Source organism: Chryseotalea sanaruensis, assembly GCF_003990915.1.
Taxonomy (GTDB): Bacteria; Bacteroidota; Bacteroidia; order Cytophagales; family Cyclobacteriaceae; genus Chryseotalea; species Chryseotalea sanaruensis.
This window is the reverse complement of record NZ_BHXQ01000001.1, coordinates 128,421-146,401: the sequence shown is the minus strand read 5'-3', so window position 1 is coordinate 146,401 and position 17,981 is coordinate 128,421. Positions and strand designations below refer to the sequence as shown.

At 39.8% G+C, this 17,981-nt stretch carries 11 protein-coding genes; 8 read left to right on the top strand and 3 right to left on the bottom strand.

All coding sequences use genetic code 11. The features are described from left to right. The first annotated feature begins 1 nt into the window (after position 1). A complete protein-coding gene (locus SanaruYs_RS00495) occupies positions 2-1,438 on the top strand; it encodes an APC family permease (protein ID WP_127120553.1) in 1,437 nt (478 codons plus the stop codon). A gap of 34 nt (positions 1,439-1,472) precedes the next feature. Beyond that, the gene (locus SanaruYs_RS20525; protein WP_441547578.1) at positions 1,473-1,712 is read left to right on the top strand and encodes an NmrA family NAD(P)-binding protein; all 240 of its coding nucleotides are present in this window, start codon (positions 1,473-1,475) and stop codon (positions 1,710-1,712) included. 288 nt (positions 1,713-2,000) lie between these two features. On the opposite strand, the gene SanaruYs_RS00485 is transcribed toward SanaruYs_RS20525, so the two are convergent. Together SanaruYs_RS00485 and SanaruYs_RS00480 are read right to left on the bottom strand one after the other, a co-directional pair. Further along, the gene (locus SanaruYs_RS00485) at positions 2,001-2,822 is read right to left on the bottom strand and encodes a DUF3667 domain-containing protein (protein ID WP_127120552.1); all 822 of its coding nucleotides are present in this window, start codon (positions 2,820-2,822) and stop codon (positions 2,001-2,003) included. Continuing rightward, entirely contained in the window at positions 2,815-3,930 is a 1,116-nt protein-coding gene (locus tag SanaruYs_RS00480) for an o-succinylbenzoate synthase (protein ID WP_127120551.1), read from the bottom strand. Before SanaruYs_RS00480 ends, SanaruYs_RS00485 begins: the two co-directional genes overlap by 8 nt. 43 nt (positions 3,931-3,973) lie before the next feature. Between SanaruYs_RS00480 and SanaruYs_RS00475 the strand changes: the two genes are divergently transcribed. After that, positions 3,974-5,158 carry an S-adenosylmethionine:tRNA ribosyltransferase-isomerase gene (locus SanaruYs_RS00475; protein ID WP_127120550.1) on the top strand — a complete coding sequence of 395 codons (1,185 nt, stop codon included), beginning with the start codon at positions 3,974-3,976 and terminating at the stop codon, positions 5,156-5,158. Between the two features lie 45 nt (positions 5,159-5,203). Here SanaruYs_RS00475 and SanaruYs_RS00470 read toward each other — a convergent pair whose 3' ends face one another. Next, positions 5,204-7,525, bottom strand: a complete 2,322-nt coding sequence (locus SanaruYs_RS00470; protein WP_127120549.1) for an OmpA family protein — start codon at positions 7,523-7,525, stop codon at positions 5,204-5,206. A gap of 158 nt (positions 7,526-7,683) precedes the next feature. Between SanaruYs_RS00470 and SanaruYs_RS00465 the strand changes: the two genes are divergently transcribed. Genes SanaruYs_RS00465 through SanaruYs_RS00445 form a run of 5 tightly spaced genes read left to right on the top strand, consistent with a single transcriptional unit; the run spans position 7,684 to position 17,940 of the window. Continuing rightward, positions 7,684-10,857, top strand: a complete 3,174-nt coding sequence (locus tag SanaruYs_RS00465) for a cyclic nucleotide-binding domain-containing protein (RefSeq protein WP_127120548.1) — start codon at positions 7,684-7,686, stop codon at positions 10,855-10,857. Positions 10,858-10,885: 28 nt separating this feature from the next. Further along, a complete protein-coding gene (locus SanaruYs_RS00460) occupies positions 10,886-12,328 on the top strand; it encodes a DUF4062 domain-containing protein (protein WP_127120547.1) in 1,443 nt (480 codons plus the stop codon). Between the two features lie 9 nt (positions 12,329-12,337). After that, positions 12,338-15,493: an nSTAND1 domain-containing NTPase gene (locus tag SanaruYs_RS00455; protein ID WP_127120546.1), complete on the top strand. Its 3,156-nt coding sequence runs from the start codon at positions 12,338-12,340 to the stop codon at positions 15,491-15,493. Between the two features lie 16 nt (positions 15,494-15,509). After that, positions 15,510-16,616, top strand: a complete 1,107-nt coding sequence (locus SanaruYs_RS00450) for an outer membrane beta-barrel protein (protein ID WP_160118552.1) — start codon at positions 15,510-15,512, stop codon at positions 16,614-16,616. Between the two features lies 1 nt (position 16,617). Continuing rightward, the gene (locus tag SanaruYs_RS00445; protein WP_127120544.1) at positions 16,618-17,940 is read left to right on the top strand and encodes a hypothetical protein; all 1,323 of its coding nucleotides are present in this window, start codon (positions 16,618-16,620) and stop codon (positions 17,938-17,940) included. Positions 17,941-17,981 lie beyond the last annotated feature (41 nt).

Here is a 17,981-nt window from a genome sequence, read left to right as displayed (position 1 = left end):
TATGTCAGTACCGAAGGAAAAAGCACATCTTGCCAGAACACTTGGGCTTTGGTCAACCATTGCATTGGTAGTTGGTGGTGTTATTGGCTCTGGTATTTTTCTTAAGCCATCTCTAATGGCCTCTCAACTTGGATCTCCTTTGCTTTTGCTTTTTGTATGGATATTGGCCGGTGTCATTACCTTATTTGGTGCGCTGAGCAACGCTGAAGTGGCTGCCATGATACCTGAAACAGGTGGCCAATACATCTTCTTCAAAAAAATGTATGGCGATTTCGTTGCCTTCCTTTACGGTTGGTCTGCCTTTATAGTAATTAATACGGCTGGCGTGGCATCTATTGCCTATGTAGCTGGTACTTATGCAGAGTATTATATCAGCCTTCCTCGATTTTCAATTGAAGTTGAACAAGCCGTTTATTTATACATACCAGGTATCGGTAGAATATATCCTTTAGTGAACATCGGAGTAAAACTCTTCACAATTGGTATTGTCTTAATACTAACATTCATCAACTACCGAAGCACAAAAGCAGGTGCAGGCTTACAAGTACTCTTCACGCTTATCAAAGTAGCGTCAATAATGCTTCTTATTTTTGGCATCTTCACCATAGGTGATGGCTCACCGAATAACTATGTAACCTCTGCTGCAACTGCTCCTGAAGGTTGGGCATTAGTTCTCGCCATTGTTGCAGCATTATCGGGTGCCTTTTGGGGATACGATGGATGGAATAATATCACCTTTGTTGCAGGTGAGATTAAAAACCCCCAACAAAATATTGTCAAAAGTTTATTGATCGGACTACTCTCTTGTATAGTCATCTATGCGTTGATTATCATGGCATATTTATTTGTGATGGATATCAGTGCAATCGCGAGTGCTTCCTTTGTGGCTTCTGATGCTGCACAGCTTGCAATGGGTGGTATAGGTGGAGCATTAATTGCGTTACTGGTTATTTTTTCTGGCATTGGTTCAACCAACGCAAACATTATGGCTACAGCGAGAGTAACTTTTGCCATGGCACAAGAAAAGAGATTTTTTAGTTGGACTGCCAACATACATCCGGCTTTTCAAACACCTGCCAATGCATTGGCGCTTCACGCAATTTGGACTTGTCTCTTAGTCCTTAGTGGATCATTCGATATGCTTACTGACATGTTGATATTTGTTAGCTGGTTATTTTATGGATTAAGTGCTTTTGGTGTTTTTGTACTTAGGAAAAAGATGCCCGATGCCCACCGCCCCTATAAAGTATGGGGCTACCCATTTGTTCCTGCCACTTTTGTGATTATTACATTTTTCTTTCTGATCCTCACCCTTGCAAATGATATTACTAATTATCTGACAGGCAGAGCCCCAATCATTAATTCTCTTTTCGGTTTGCTGCTGGTGGTGTTGGGCACGCCATTATATTTTTACTTTAAGAAAAAAGAAAGGCAATGACAAAAAAGATTTCAATTATTGGGGCACTGCTCTGTTGGGACTCCCCTTTACTCAAGCTTTCGTTAAGCACAGATATGAAGTTAGTGCGCTCATTCGAAATGCGGCTAAAGCAAGCAAGCTACTTCCAGAAAACGTTCAGATAGTAAACGGTGACATTGCAGATCCAGGTAGTCTCGAAAAATTTCTTGATCAAACCGAATACCTTTACCTCAATCTTAATTTACAACAGCATGAAAAATTAAATGAGTTTCATACTGAAGCTGAAGGTTTGTAAAACATATTGCAATTTGCAAAACAAAAAAAGATTAAACGTATAGGATTTATCAGTTCTCCGATCATGAATTATCAGGGTATGAATAATTTTAACTGGTGGGTGTTTGACGTTAAGCGTAAGGCAGTGGATATGGTTAAACAATCAGGAATACCTTATACTATATTTTATCCTTCTACTTTTATGGATAACTTTAACCTGTTAACTACGGAGCAAACATTATTGAGACACTCAATAATTATCCGGAAAAATTTGAAGCGGACAAAACCTGGCTAGAATTGAGTAAGCCCACTACTTCACTGCAGGACTTTGCTCAACTTTAGGTTTGTTGTTAGAAGGTCTTATTTTTTCGTATAGCGCTTTATCAGTAGAAATTCTATAAATGGTAGCCCCTATAATAACAAAAGCAAGAACTGTATAAGATAAAATATGTACAAAAATACCCCTGACAATAATTTTCCACTTACTTAGGTGGCTATAGAAATTGACAAAGGCATAAATCATAAACGCCATGGAAGCGAGCAATAGGTAGAAGGAATCTAACACGAGGCCGCTCATTTTATAAACAACTATTAGGACAATACTTACCCACATGAAGTGCCCTGTTGTAAAGAACACTAACGCACCAGTTTCAACAAAATTGTATCTGCTTTTTTTAAAAAGCAGCCAAGTAAAAAACACAGTGAATAGGGTTATAAAAAACGAAATGCTGCGCATATTATCAATTGTCCACCTAGTGATTTCTCTAACCACCTCCTGAACGCCCCCACCTTGTTCTTCAACATTTGATGGATTTGTCTGCATCATGAAGTTTACCAAATCCACTTCTAACAATGAAGCCAACAATAAATAAACAGTAAGCGTTAGAAAGAAATATCCCAGTGGTCCGTAATATTTAACTCGATTACCAATGATATAATCATGTGCTACCTGTCCTGGACGTATGGTAAGATCGCTTAGGGTTCTGGGGAGCATTCCATCAAAACCATAAATACGCGCAGCAAAATCTGACCACATATTTACCATGTTAATTTTCTTAACCGGATTGCGTTGTCCACATGCTGGACAGTATGCCGTGCTTACTTCTTGATTGCAATTGATGCAATTAGCCATTGTTTTGTATAGTTATAAAATTTAAGCTTTCAATATTCCACTCTTGACTTTGGGACAAGCTGATGTTTCCCTTTTTTACCAAAAGTGGTGATTCAATGTTATTGTCATACAACTGGCCTGTACCTAAGCCCTGAGGTATCTCAACTGGAAATTGAGCTGTCATTTGACAAATGGCATTCAAACCGATATTAGACTCAAGTGCAGAGGTGATCCACCAACCAATTTTCTTTTCTTCCGCCACTTTAATCCATTCTAAACTTGATTGTATTCCTCCATGCAGGCTAGGTTTTAAAATAATGTACGGTGCGCCACACTCTTCAAGCAAAAGTTGTTTTTCTTCCAACGTATTTACACCTATCAGTTCTTCATCCAATGCGATTGGTATAGGAGATTGCTCACTGAGTTCACGCATCAGACTTCGTTGGCCTGCTTTAATCGGTTGCTCTATAGAGTGAATACCAAACTTTGACAATTCTTTAAGTTTGTATAAGCAGTCATCTGGTTTAAACGCACCGTTAGCATCCAACCTTATGGTAATGTCCTCGCGGTAATATTTCTTGCGCACATAATGGAGGATGTCGCACTCTTTTTCAAAATTAAGACCACCAACTTTCATCTTGATGCAATTGAATCCATCATAGACTTTAATGGCAATTTGTTGCAACATTAAGTCCATATCCGCCATCCAAATCAATCCATTTATTGGTAATTCCCGACCTTTTTGAAAATCATTCTGAAATATGATTCGTCTTCCCCCGTTCATCAAGTCAAGCAAGGCCGTTTCTAAACCGAAAATGATTGAAGGGTACTGTGGAGAAATTACTTGCTTTATCAATAGTTGGATTTTGTCCGTTGTCAATTGTCCATTGTCAATAGTCAATTCCTGAAGACGTTGCAGTGTTTCTCTTAACTGCTCCTCATAATCCGGCACATCGTCAATACTCAAGCCTGGTAAGGGAGCACATTCACCAAGTCCAAAGACTTCAGTATTAACGTCATCCCAAATTTTTACAAACCAACTCTTGCGTTCGCGCATAGCGCCACGTGAGGTCCGGGCTTGAAAATTAAAGTGAAATACTTGGCTAGTGTACGCTGTTTGTAAGGCCATAAAGCTGTTAAGTTAACATGTTAGCACTTATTTTTGCAACGGTATGATTAATATTGAAGCATATAGTTACTCCCTTCCCGAAGAAAGAATTGCCAAATACCCTTTACCGGAGAGAGATCAATCAAAATTATTGATTTATAAAGATGGAGTGATTAGGCATGACCGCTTTACATCCATTGTTAAGGAAATACCAACGGGAGCACTTATGGTTTTTAATAACACTAAGGTAATCCCAGCCAGACTACATTTCATTAAAGATACGGGTGCGAGTATTGAACTTTTCCTGCTTAACCCAACCCAACCCTCGGCATTGCTAATTGAGGCAATGCAAAGCAAAAAGACTTGTCAGTGGCATTGTACGATTGGCAATCTTAAACGGTGGAATCAGGATGTGATTTTAAAAAAGGTAATCGGCTTACATAGCCTTAATGCAAAACTCCTGAACAGAGAAAGTCATGTTGTAGAATTCAGCTGGGATGGCGATCTTAGTTTTGCTGAAATTATTAGTTTATCAGGCGAAACGCCACTACCCCCCTATTTGAAACGCTCGCCAGAAGCAGAGGATAAACAACGTTACCAAACGGTTTACTCTGCTCATGAGGGTGCAGTGGCCGCACCAACTGCGGGGCTGCATTTTACCGATGGCACAATAAAACAACTGCAAAATAAAGGAGTAAATCAGCTTTATGTAACCCTACATGTGAGTGCCGGAACTTTTCAACCGGTTAAAACCCTAAATGCATTGGAACACAGCATGCACCAGGAACAGATTGTTGTAAACATAGAAAGTCTGAGATCACTTATAAATCATGAAGGTCCGATTATTCCTGTAGGGACTACCTCTATGCGCACCCTGGAGAGTTTGTACTGGATAGGATTGAAATTATTAAACAAGCTGGCTGATCCTTTTTTCATTGATCAGCATTTTGCTTATCAACAGCATACGCTTGTTCCTGATGCCAAAGAAGCAATTGAGGCTATTGTTAATTACCTAAATGCTGAAGAGATTGATCTTTTGATGGCCAGTACAGCCATTTATATTCATCCTGGTTATCAGTTTAAAATCTGTAATGCTTTAGTAACCAATTTTCATCAACCAGGTTCAACCCTCATGCTATTGGTGGCAGCATTTGTTGGCGATGACTGGAAAAGTATCTATAATGAAGCATTGAGCAACGATTATCGTTTTCTTAGTTATGGAGACAGCTCAATACTCTGGAATAAATAAAGGAGGCTAGAGCCTCCTTTATTTATTTATAGCGTAAGAAAAACTCTATCGCTCTAATTCAACTAACCTTACCTCTACACGTCTTCCCTCCTCTTTAGCAGCTACGGCATCTTTGGTAACCCCCAAACCTTTAGCAACTACGCGTCTTCTTACAATACCTTTGTGATTGAAATATTCCAGTACTGCAATAGCGCGTTTATTAGAAAGCTCTCTATTTAATTCTTCAGAACCCTCTGCAGAAGCAAAGCCCGAAATTTCTATACCTAATTCAGGATATTTCTCTAACTCTACTAACAAGGCATCTAACGAAGTGTTATACTGTGCTTTGATATCACTCTTGCCTGCATCAAAGAAAATCTTTGCAGACTTGTTTAAGACACTTTTATCTGTCAGTTCTTTTTTCTGTGGTTGATCTTTTTGTTTCTTCGCTTCTTCAGCCACCATAAAAGTGGGTAGTGATAAGATAGTCTGTCCATCGACTACCTTTTTCTCAAATTTGCTTTCATCACTCTCATCATAGTAATAAGTGCGTGCAGCAACTTCCAATTTGCTATTAGTTCTTTCGTCAAAATTTATTTCATCTACAGAATTATCCAACTGAATTAAATCAACCAGATAGTCAATGCCTTCTTTGTCAGATGATGCCATCAGATCCAACATCATATCGTACACATCTACAGTACCTGATTGTACCAGTTTAGATTCATGTGTTTTTCTGATATCTGTTTTTGCATCCTGATTTGTGTCGTAGAATGCGTTTTTTACCTGCACTTCCTGTCCAACTACTACATCAAATTGTTTAATCGTCTTTAATTTAATCTGTTGATACAATTCATAGAAATATGTTTGATTGGGAACATTAACATTTAATGTATAAGGCAGAAAACCTTCACTTTCAATAACCATATCATAGTTTTTGGCTGGTGGTAATATAACCAGGTATGCACCAGTCTCTGGGTCAGGATGATAAACGAAATCAAGTTTTTTATCTGTCTCATTATCGATCAAATAGATTTTAGTCGGAATTGGTTTATTCGTTTCAGCATCTAATATCTTACCCTTTATCATGGTTAATGGAATACTGGAAGATTCTGGCATGTCTATATAATAGATATCCTGTGCGCCAAGGCCTCCTTTACGGTCGGAAGAGAAATAAGCCCTGCGGCCATCTGCTAATAAGGTAAAGTAATTATCGTTAGCCGTTGTGTTTACAGGATAACCCATGTTCTCCGGATTTGACCATGCATTGCTAACCAGAGTGGTTTTAAAAATATCTCTACCCCCCATTGAATTATGTCCATCGGAAGTGAAATAAAGGGTTGTCTGATTCGGATGTATAAATGGAGCATCTTCGTTCGCTTCAGTATTAACAGGGGCACCTAAATTTACTGCAGGGCCCCATGCACCATTAGACTGAAGGGTAGTTTTATAAATATCTAAGCCACCTTTACCACCCTTTCTATCGCTGGCAAAATATATTGTTTTGCCATCGGGAGTAATGCTGGCAGTGGTTTCCAAAGATGGTGAATTGAGTACTGGTGTAATTAAAGTTGGTTTAGACCAATCGCTGCCTGCTCTGTTGATTTGAAATAAATTACCTGGGTCACTTGCTCCTCCTATAAAAATCAACATTTTCTGGCCGTCAGGAGAAATACCAGCAGTACCTACGTTGTAATCAGAGTACACATTTACTACCTGAGGTAGTGACCATATCCCAGATTGATTGTTTGAGATCAAAATCTCTTCAATAAATTTATCTCCACTTCTGGTTTTACCTGTGTTAGGTCGCAAAGCAGTAAAAGCAAGTACACTTTCATCTGCTGATACAACAGGATTGTATTCTGTATAGGCAGTATTTACATTCTGCCCCATACTATGCACTTTAAAATCTCGCGGAACAGACATAAAGGTAATAGCATTACGAGCTGTGGTTATGGCATTGTCAGCCATTGCCTGCGCTTTTTTATCTGGCTGCGTCAGGCTCTTATATTTATCATAGTTCTCTATAGCCTTGTCAATACTTTCATTTTTTAAGTGAAGCTCTCCCAATTCAAAATAGGTGATTACCGGAATGTCCTTAGAATTTGATAAAGCAAATTCAAGGTAGGGTATTGCTTTTATCTGATCATTGAGGTTAGTGGATTTTTGCAGGCATAGTCCAGCTTTATAATAAACGCCTGGGTCTTTAGTACCCTCCTGTATTGCTTGTTCGTAAAGAGGTAGCGCTTGCTCGTAGTTTCGAATACTGAAGTAGCGCTCTGCATCAGCCAGGACTTTAGTTTGCGCCTGAACCTCTGTAACCATACTGGATACAAACAAGAAAAGCAGGATTATTGAAGAGAAGGTGTTGATAATCTGTAGTTTCATAGAATCGCTTGTTGGCAAATAAAGTACCAATCTGTTATGAATCATTAAAAAATGCAACCGAATGTAATAATAGCCGTAAAGTTGCAAGAATTTGCAAAAGTAAATCTATAGGATTTTTAATTGATTATACCGAATTTTAGGGATGTTGGTCGCAAACTATGCTATCTAAACTATATAAGACCTTAGGCATTGAGCCTGAAGAATCTGGGAGAATGACCCTGTTGCTCGTTATGGGTTTTTTTATGGGGATGTTTATTGCATGCCTATCTGTAGCAGCGCAGTCATTATTTCTAGAGCATTACCCAGATCAGGAAGACCTGGCGACAGCTTTTGTAGTGTCTGGACTTTTTGCCCTTATGGCAACCTTCATCTACAATTATTTCCAAAACAGGATACCCTTTATCCTTTTGGGTTGTGCAAGTTTGCTTACCATAATGGGGCTAACAGCCCTCATTGAGTTTGGCGAAAACCTGTTTAGCAACCCTGATACCATCCATTACATCGGTTTTACCCTTATTTTACCCTTTACTTTTATTACCCTATTGGTTTTTTGGGGTTCCTTTGGCCGTTTGTTTAACCTCCGGGAATCCAAACGATTACTCGGAAGCGTGGATGCCGGTTTCTTGATAGCTTCCTTGATTGCTTTTTTCTCGATCCCCCAAATTTTAAATTATGTAGATACAGCCGCGCTTTACTCCATTGGCCTGGTCTCAGTAACTGGATACTTTTTACTTTTTGCGATTTTATCTATTCGTTTTTTATCTCATGGTGCCTCTTTGGCTGAAGAGAAGAGAAAGCACCAAAAGCTGGATTTCATGCAAATTTTCAAGATTCGCTATGTCTTCTACATGTCAATTTTCGTCATCATAACCATGGTAGCTCTGCGATTTGTAGACTTCTCTTTTCTACAGACAACACAGATTTACTTTGATAAAGACTATGTACCAACCTTCTTAAGTTACTTCGAGGCAGTTGTGGTTATATTCAGCTTCCTCTTCCAAACATTTGCTGCCGATAAAATAGTTTCAATGTACGGCATGCGGGTGGCCTCCATCATCAACCCTATCCTTACTGGTCTTTTCACTGTAGGCGCCTTATTGTTGGGGCTTTCTTTTGGTTATACTGCAGCTGCTGGTCAATCATTTGTTATTTTCTTCATCATGATTGCCATGAGTAAGCTGGTAATGCAAGCCACACGCGAAGCACTTGATGAACCGGTAATGAAGCTCTACATGCTTCCAGTAGATAGTGAACACCGCCTGGATGTGCAAACCAAGCTGGAGGGAACCGTGTTAGCCCTTGGTAACTTATTAGCCGGAGCCCTCATTTTATTGATCTTAAAAGTGCAATTAACGCAACTGATCTACTTTACCATTTTCGCTATCCCCATGTTTGTGATTTGGTACCTAGTAGCAAACCGATTAAATACATCGTACAGACAAACCTTGCAGGGTGCCCTTAGTAAAGGTAAAGAGCGAGCCACAACCGAAAAGAAAAACGAAAAAGCTTTTACTGTTAATAATGTTCTTGAACTAGAGGTGAATAGCTCCGGTGAAGAGAAAGTTATTTACGGACTTAAACTGATGGAAAAACTCGAGCCTGCAGTGTTCGAATCCTCTTTAATCAGACTTGCTGACAATGAGAATAAAAAAGTTCGTGAGTTTGCTAAAGGCAAAATCCAGGAACTTGGTATAGATCAGGACTTCGCACCTAATTCAGAAACAAAATCATTGGCACTACTCGCTATTGGTGAATCTGAGGATAGCGATTTGCTTTCTATCTCTCCGGATAAATTAATGAAGCTGGGGAAATCCAATAAATCACCGGATAGAATATTAGCTGCCAAGCTCTTACGGAAATTAATTTCGCAAAGAACAATTTTTGTGTTGCTTGAGTTAATGCGCGATGTGGACCCACGCGTTCGTTATGAAGCCCTGTTAACTGCGCGTAAGGTAAAACGCTCTGAGACTTGGCCAGTATTGATTGAATTGCTTAACTCCCCTGCTTATGGTCATCATGCGGCTGCCGCTTTACGTGAGGCCGGTGAAGCAGTTCTCCCTTCATTAGATGCCGCTTTTCATAAAAGTAGCCAGAGTGATCTGGTGATGTTACGGTTAGTCCAAATTATGGGGCGAATTGGAGGACCTGCCGCATTGGATTTACTCTGGAAAAAAGCAGACTACCCTGATAAACGCATTGTTAAGCAAATCTTATACACCCTACGTTACATTAACCACAAAGCTATTGGCAGAGAAGCACAGGAAGTCATGGTCTTGCTTGATGAAGAAATAGGCAAAACCATGTGGAACCTGGCAGCTGTTACTGAGCTACCCAAAAACGAATATTTTCAATACCTGAGACAAGCATTGAAGGAAGAAATCGCTGAAAATTTCGATCAGATTACCTTGCTCTTATCATTGCTTTACGATCCACAAAATATTCAGCTTGTTAGAGAAAATATAGACTCGGGCGATCCGGATGGCATCACTTTCGCATTGGAGTTGATGGATATTTTTGTTGATAATGACCTTAAACCAAAACTATTTCCGCTTTTTGATGACAAGCCTGTTTCAGTAAAACTTGAAGAATTACAGGTGTATTTCCCTAGAGAAACCTATTCTCCTATACAGGTTATTAACTACATCCTTAACCGCGATTTCAATCAGAATAATCGCTGGACTAAAATGTGTGCTATACATTCAGCTGCTTATCTGCCTGAGTTCAGGGTGAGTCGGGGGTTAATAGCTCAGCTTTTTAATAGAGATAGGCTCTTGCAGGAGACTGCTGCCTGGGTAATTTACAACAAGGATAAAAAAGCTTATCAAACTGTAGTAGACAGACTTCCCTTAAAAGACAAGAAATTCCTTGATGGCTCTATTGAAAACAACCAACTGCTAGATGGTTTGGATGATGGTTTCTTCCTCGGAATAGAAATGGTCTTCTTCCTTAAAGAACTAAAAGCATTTCAACATATCCATGGTGTAATGTTAAGTGATTTGGTGGATAAGATTGCTCCACTTGAATTAAGGGCTGGAGAAACAATAACCTTTACTTCGAGCACAATAGATACTCCTCTGTTGATGGTAGCACATGGTGAAGTACGCCTTCAACATAATGATCAATTGGTAACCGTTATGAAAAAAGGTGATGTATACGGTGACTTATTTCAAGATGCTCCTGCTCCAGAGGCCAATACAGTTATCGCCTCAGAGCGAAGTATTGTATTCAGAATAAGTTTGACAGATTTCTATTTTGTAATAGCTAACCACCATGAGTTGGTACAACAATTAATTAAGAATGTAACGCAATCAGCAAAAGTAGCGAACCTATAATTTTTAAAACCCATAACTGCCCCCTTCCATGCAAATCGATGTCGATGTATTAATAATTTTTGCGGATAACGATAATGAGCCTCAGAAAAAAAAGACCTCAGGCTGGGTGTCTGACTTTAAGCGTTTTCTCGAGCTAATGCTCATGCAGGTTTTAGGGGAAAAACCAAATATCCTGTTAAAATCAGAATTCGATACAGTGACTGCCCCGGATATGACCAACGTGGGGGTATTGGCAACGGTGCTTTCTAAAGATTTCATCCAGTCCGGAAGATGCCTGGACAATGTTGAGACATTTTATAAGGCTATTCAGAATTCTGAAAGAAAAGCCAACAGAGTGTTTAAAGTTTTTAAAGCACCACTGAGTAACCAGGAACAACCACCAAGATTACGAGAGCTAATCGGTTATGAAATGTATCAGATCGATACTGAAACCGGGGATACCAAAGAGTACACTGACTACTTTAGCCTTGAAGCAGAACGTCAATATTGGATGAAGATGGTGGATTTAGCCTACGATATCTTTGATTCATTGATGCAACTACGGGCTATGGGTAAGGGTACAGAAATCAGAAATATTTACAAACGTAAAAATATTTATCTGGCCGAAACTGGTCACGACCTTTCAGTACAGCGCAACATTATTAAGCGAGAACTAATCCGACACGGCTACATTGTAATGCCACAGCAAACTTTGCCAGGGACCTTGGGAGAACTTGAAAAGGTAGTTAAGAAAGATTTAGAAGAATGTAGTCTTTCGATCCACCTTATTGGTAGTGCTTATGGTGAAATCCCAGAAGGCTCCGAAAGATCAATCGTTGATATTCAAAATAGGTTATCAGCAGAAAGAAGTTCGCGTGCCAAACAAAGTGATGGTGAATTTTCCCGTCTTATCTGGATTTCACCAGTAATTGCCAATGCCAGTGATCGTCAGAAATCGTTTATAGAAAGCATTAAACGCGATGTTGAAGCGCAAGAAGGTGCAGAAATTCTACAAACACCGTTGGAAGACTTTAAAAATATTATGCGCGAAGAGTTGGTAGAATCCCTTGAACGCAAAGGCTCTGGCGCTGAACTAGGCAAGTCTGTTTACTTAGTACATGATCGGGTAGACCAGCAGGAAGTAAAGGCACTGGCGGAAGTAATAGAAAAATCGGGCTATAAAGTTTTATTACCCGAGTTTGAAGGAGAATTGCTTGATCTAAGAAAAAAACATATTGATAATTTAAGAAGCTTTGATGCAGCTATAATCTTTAAAGGTAAAGTAAACGAACAATGGGTGAGAATGAAGGTGCTTGACTTATTAAAAGCGCCCGGCTTTGGTAGAAAGAAACCCATTATGGGCAAAGCGATTTATACTGGCGATGGCACAGCTATTAATGCCGAAAGTTATCGTAGCCAAAACATAAGAGTATTTCAGGGCGAAGCACAGCATTCACTTGAAAATGTTAAATCATTCTTAAAAGAATTTTAATCGAGCAACATGAGTATGGAAGTTGTAGATAAAGTAGCCGCCAACCCCTTCCCCGGGCTGCGACCTTTTCAAATCGATGAAAGTCACTTGTTCTTTGGTCGTGAAGGCCAAAGTGATGAAGTGCTTCTTAAACTCTCCAAGAGCAGATTCGTAGGTGTTATCGGCCCAAGTGGTAGTGGTAAGTCATCCTTCATCTATTGTGGTGTATTACCAATATTGTATGGTGGTTTCCTAACTGATGCCAGTCCTAACTGGGAAGTGGTTGTAACACGTCCAGGTGGTGGCCCTATTGATAATATGGCTGAGGCCCTGATCAAGAACAATCCTGAATACATCTCTGCAGATCCTGAAGAAAAAAGAATAAAGCGAACCATCTTCTCTACACTACTTCGTAGCTCTTCATTGGGTTTGGTTGAAGCTGTTGAACAATCAAGGCGTTCAGCTGATGTAAATTATTTGATCCTAGTCGATCAGTTTGAAGAATTATTCCGTTTTAAAGACGGTACTGATCCTAATTCAGTAAACGAATCATTAGCCTTTATCAATTTATTGATGGAGGCTGTAAACTATCCGGACGCGCCCATTTATGTGGCGATTACTATGCGTTCGGATTTTATTGGTGAGTGTGCCCAGTTTCCTGAGCTCACCAGAAAAATAAACGATAGTCACTACCTGATTCCTCAGATGACGCGCGATCAAAAGCGCAGAGCCATTGAAGGGCCGGTAGCTGTAGGCGGTGCAACCATTGCTCCTCGCCTATCGCAACAACTATTAAATGATTTGGGGGATAACCCTGACCAATTACCAATTCTGCAGCACGCGTTGATGCGTACATGGTCGTACTGGGCCAAGTACAAAGACTACGATACAGAGGCACTTGATTTGAAGCATTACGAGGCTATCGGTACCATGTCCGAAGCCTTGAGTATGCACGCCAATGAAGCCTATGATGAATTGGATGAAGAGCAAAAACGCGTATGCGAAATTCTCTTTAAAGCCATTACTGAAAAGCGTGGTGAAAACTTTGGTATCAGACGCCCTACCCGTTTAAATGAAATTGCAGCTATTGCTGATTGTTCAGAAGAAGATGTAGTTGCTATCATTGAAAAATTCCGCGAACCCGGTCGTTCACTATTAACACCAGGCTACGGTTTGCCCATTGCCTCTAAATCAATGGTCGACATTTCGCATGAATCATTGATGCGCATTTGGGTGCGTTTAAAAAACTGGGTGGATGATGAAGCCGATGCTGTACAAATGTACACGCGTCTTGCAGAAGCAGCTGCTATGTACCAGGTCGGAAAAGCAGGTTTGTGGAGACCACCTGATTTACAATTAGCGCTTAACTGGCAAGCTAAACACAAACCAACACTGGTTTGGGGACAACGTTACAATCCTGCCTTCGAACGCACGATGATCTTTCTTGAGTATTCTAAAAAAGAATTCGAGACAGAACAGCGCATTAAGGAATTAGAGCAGAAAAGAAAGTTACAACGCGCACGGATTGTAGCATTAGTATTGGCTGCTGGTATGATTGTAGCACTTGTGGGTATTGTGTTTGCTTTCATTCAGATGACTGAAGCGGAAAAAGCACAAGCTGCGACATTAGTTCAAAAACAACTCGCTGATGATAATGCTAAAAGAGCTGAAGACGCTGCGCATTACGCTGAAATACAAAGAGATAGCGCCAAAATTGCGCAGGCACAAGCTGAAAGAGCAAGAATAGCAGCTGTAGAAAGTGAGAAAAATGCCTTGCTTCAAAAGCAGCGTGCAGAAGCTCAAAAACTACTCGCTGAAAAAAATGAGGAAATAGCAAATTTTGAAAAGCAGCGTGCTGAGGATAATGAAAAGCTAGCGCAAACCAATGCTGATGAAGCGCTAAGACAAAGCATACTTGCGAAAGAGCGCCAATACATTGCCACAGCAAAACAGATTGCAGTAAAATCGAAGGAGCAACCTGACAAAGAGCTTCAATCTTTATTAGCACAACAGGCTTTCATTTTTAACAAAACCTACAACGGGTATGAATACGACAACGATATTTATACCGGCTTGTTCCGTGCATTAAAAAAACAAGACGATCCACTTACTAAAAATCTATTAGGTCACGATGCCGGTGCTTGTCGGATATTAATCAGTGATGCGAAAACAAGAAAAATTTACTCCGGAGGTAGCGATGGACGTATTCTTGCCTGGACATATCGCAATAACCAATGGTCGAGTGAAATACTTGTTGATAAGCGTAGCAACTATCTGGTTTATAGCTTGGATGTAAGTCCTGATGGAAATTACATGATAGCAGGTGGTTTAGCTAACGGCTTGTCTACCCAGAATTATGTTGAGCTGTATGACCTACGAAACATGTCGGCTCCACCGAAAAAAATAGGAGGCTTTACTTTTGACATCGACAATTTGAATTTTACCAATGATGGTAAAGGATTTTTTGCTCGCGACAATGCTGGAAGCAGCATCAAATATTCTGATCTGAGTTCGGTGAAGGAAGTAATCAAAAGCACTGAAAAGATCAATAGCATTTCATTAAGTAAAGACGGCAAGAAACTAGCCGGCACAGGTAACAATGGAACTTTATTTATTTGGGATATCAACAATAACTTTACTACTACTACCCTATTTAAGACTACGCCTAAAACAAGAGGTGGTAAATCAGTAGCTGTCCCGTTAACCGGAGCCGGCTTTACACGTGATGATAAGAAGTTAGTGTTTGGAGATGCAGAGGGGATAGTAAGAATACTTACGCTGGACAACTCAATACCTATGCGTGTTTTATCCGGGCATACTTCTGCCATTGAACAGATTACTTTTAATCATACAGGCACCTTTATGGCTACGGCCAGCTATGATAAAACAGTGCGACTTTGGAATTTGAGTCAGCTGAATCAGCAACCTATTGTATTAGATGATCATGCTGACTGGGTAAGAACTGCAGTGTTTACTTTAGATGATGAACAATTACTTGCTGGTATGAACAGCAACTCTGAAAAATCAAGTGAGACAATTCATGCCTGGCCAACCAACATGAAGACCATGTCTAATTTATTATGTACGCATTTAACCAGAAACCTAACGCAAGAAGAATGGGAAGTTAATGTTGACAAAGCGCTTACGCGCGAAATCACATGTAGCAACCTTCCTGACAATAAGTAGAGTACTAGATTTAAAAATGATACCCCTTACAATGAAAACGGTTTTACCGCTGTTCCTGCTATTTCTATCTTTTTCAATAGGTGTAGCGCAAACTACCGATCCCCGTTGCGTACAAACACTACGTACTGCACGTGCTACCTATGAGCAGGGTCGCTTGCATGAAATGCAAAGTTTATTGGATGATTGCTTGAATAACTTTTCAAAAAATGAAAGAATTGAAGCCTATAAACTACTTGTCCTAACCTACATCTACCTGGAAGAACCGCAAAAGGCTGATGAGGCTATGTTAGATCTCTTAAGGACTGACAATTTTTTTAAACCAAGCGATGTTGACCCTGCTGAATTCAGAAATCTTTATGCTAAGTTCCGCACCAAGCCAGTTTTATCAATTGGTGTAAGAGGCGGTATGCTCTCAACCCGTGTTCACGTGCAGGAGCACTATACTGTTTTTGCAAATAGTCAGGGTAAAGGAACCTATAAGAGCAATGCACGCTTTGTGGGTGGTCTTGCTTTTGAGAAAAGCATACTGAAAGATAAAATTGTACTTGCTCCGGAATTCCTGCTAAGTGGACATTCATTTACATACGCTAATAAAGAAGCTTTTAGCGATGATAATACAGCAGACAATGTAAGTGATGCTACCGGTCTGGAAGCAATTATACAGCAAAGCACTTTCCAATTTAATCTGATTGGTAATTACATGTTCAAGAAAACCTTATTGCGCGGGTTAGTGCAACCTTATGCAGGGGCAGGACTAGCAACATCTTACATGGGGGCCAATAGCTCTAAATTTCTAGGCGAGCTTCAATTAGAGCCTCGGGGCGATGATGTGAGCGGTGCTGAACTTGATAATACGGACAATTATAAATCACTCAATTTTGCCGGAGTACTACTGGTTGGCGGGAAAATTAAGATCGCAACGGTATACCTGACGGCTGATTTGCGCTATTACTATGGCTTAAACAATATTGTAAATACCGATAATCGTTACAAAATGGAGGGGGATAATATAGAAATATTAACCCGCTATGGTTACGTTAATAATGATTTCAAGATCAATCAGGCGTCAATCTCTATTGGTTTGATCTACCCTTATTTCAACCCTAAGAAATTGATTAAATAAAATGAATCGCTTTATACTTATCCTGTTAATAATAGTTAGCGCTTGCCAATCGGAAGACAATGCTGATCTGGCAAATGAGAACACTTATATCCGCTATTTCGGAAGTCAATACAGTCATCAACCACAACAAGTAATAGAAACCAGTGATGGCTACCTGCTATTGAATAATATTCAAATAGGAACGGATAATCAATCAGTCTTTTTTTACAAAATCAAACTGATTAAAACAGATTTCTATGGAAACCTGCAATGGGAAGAAGTTTACCCTAAATTCCCGGCTGAAAATGAATTAGAGCAACCTGGTGCAAATGTTTATAGTCTCAGGGGGTTCATGATTATCCAGCAAGGTGACAACTACGCTATTGTTGGCGAAGAATTAATAAATCAGAATATTTCAAGTACAGGCAGTACCTCACTTGCCAACCTGGCACTACTACTTGTAAACAAAGATGGTGCACCCATAAAAGATGGCGTTGTTTTAAGTGAAGGAGATGAAAGAATGTTTACGCCTCATACATCTGTTAGCGGTACTGATCTGGCTGCTGAAACCGGTAATGTAGAATTAGAAGATATATCAATAACCGGAAGAGGTATTGCCCTTAATGCCAATGGTAATTTTATAGTACTCTCTTCTGTAAATAATTATGGCACCAATAAAATGATGGTCACAGAAATTTCCACTACTGACTTAACAAGAATCTGGCAACGCTTTTATGGAGATGGCATTGGTGTTGTCGCAAGAAAAATTTTTGTGAATAACCAGGAGAAGCTTGTTTGGGGTGGTTCAACTGAGAGTGAAATGCGTTTATTCACTTATAACCAAAATGATCAGCAGGCGATTTCGGTAAAGCCTGATCAACCCAACACCACCACAGAAACCGCTAGTGATGCCTGTGAGGTTAAAGGAGGTTTTTCTGGCTATGCGCTTATAGGAACTAGTTCTACAGGAACCGATAATGATATGTATGTGGTTAAGTTCAGCCCTACGGAAACCGCCCCTATTTTCTCTAAAAATTTAGATTTCGCAACCGGAAATGACGAAGGGAAAGCAATAGAGGGTACTAGCGATGGTGGATTAATCTTATTGGGTAATGGTGCTTCAGTAAATACTACTGGTAATGGTGGAACTGATTTGTTTATCGCAAGACTAAATACCATTGGAGAAGAAATCTGGACAAAAAATTATGGCGGCTCACAGGATGAAGAAGGCGCTTGTGTTATCCAAACAAAAGATGGAGGCTATTTGGTGCTTGGCTCATCTGAATTTGGTATCGACTTCAGAAAAGTAATGCTCCTGAAGCTCGATGCTAACGGAGATTTATAGAATTTAGAATAAACCACTAGTAATAACACTTTAATCAGCTT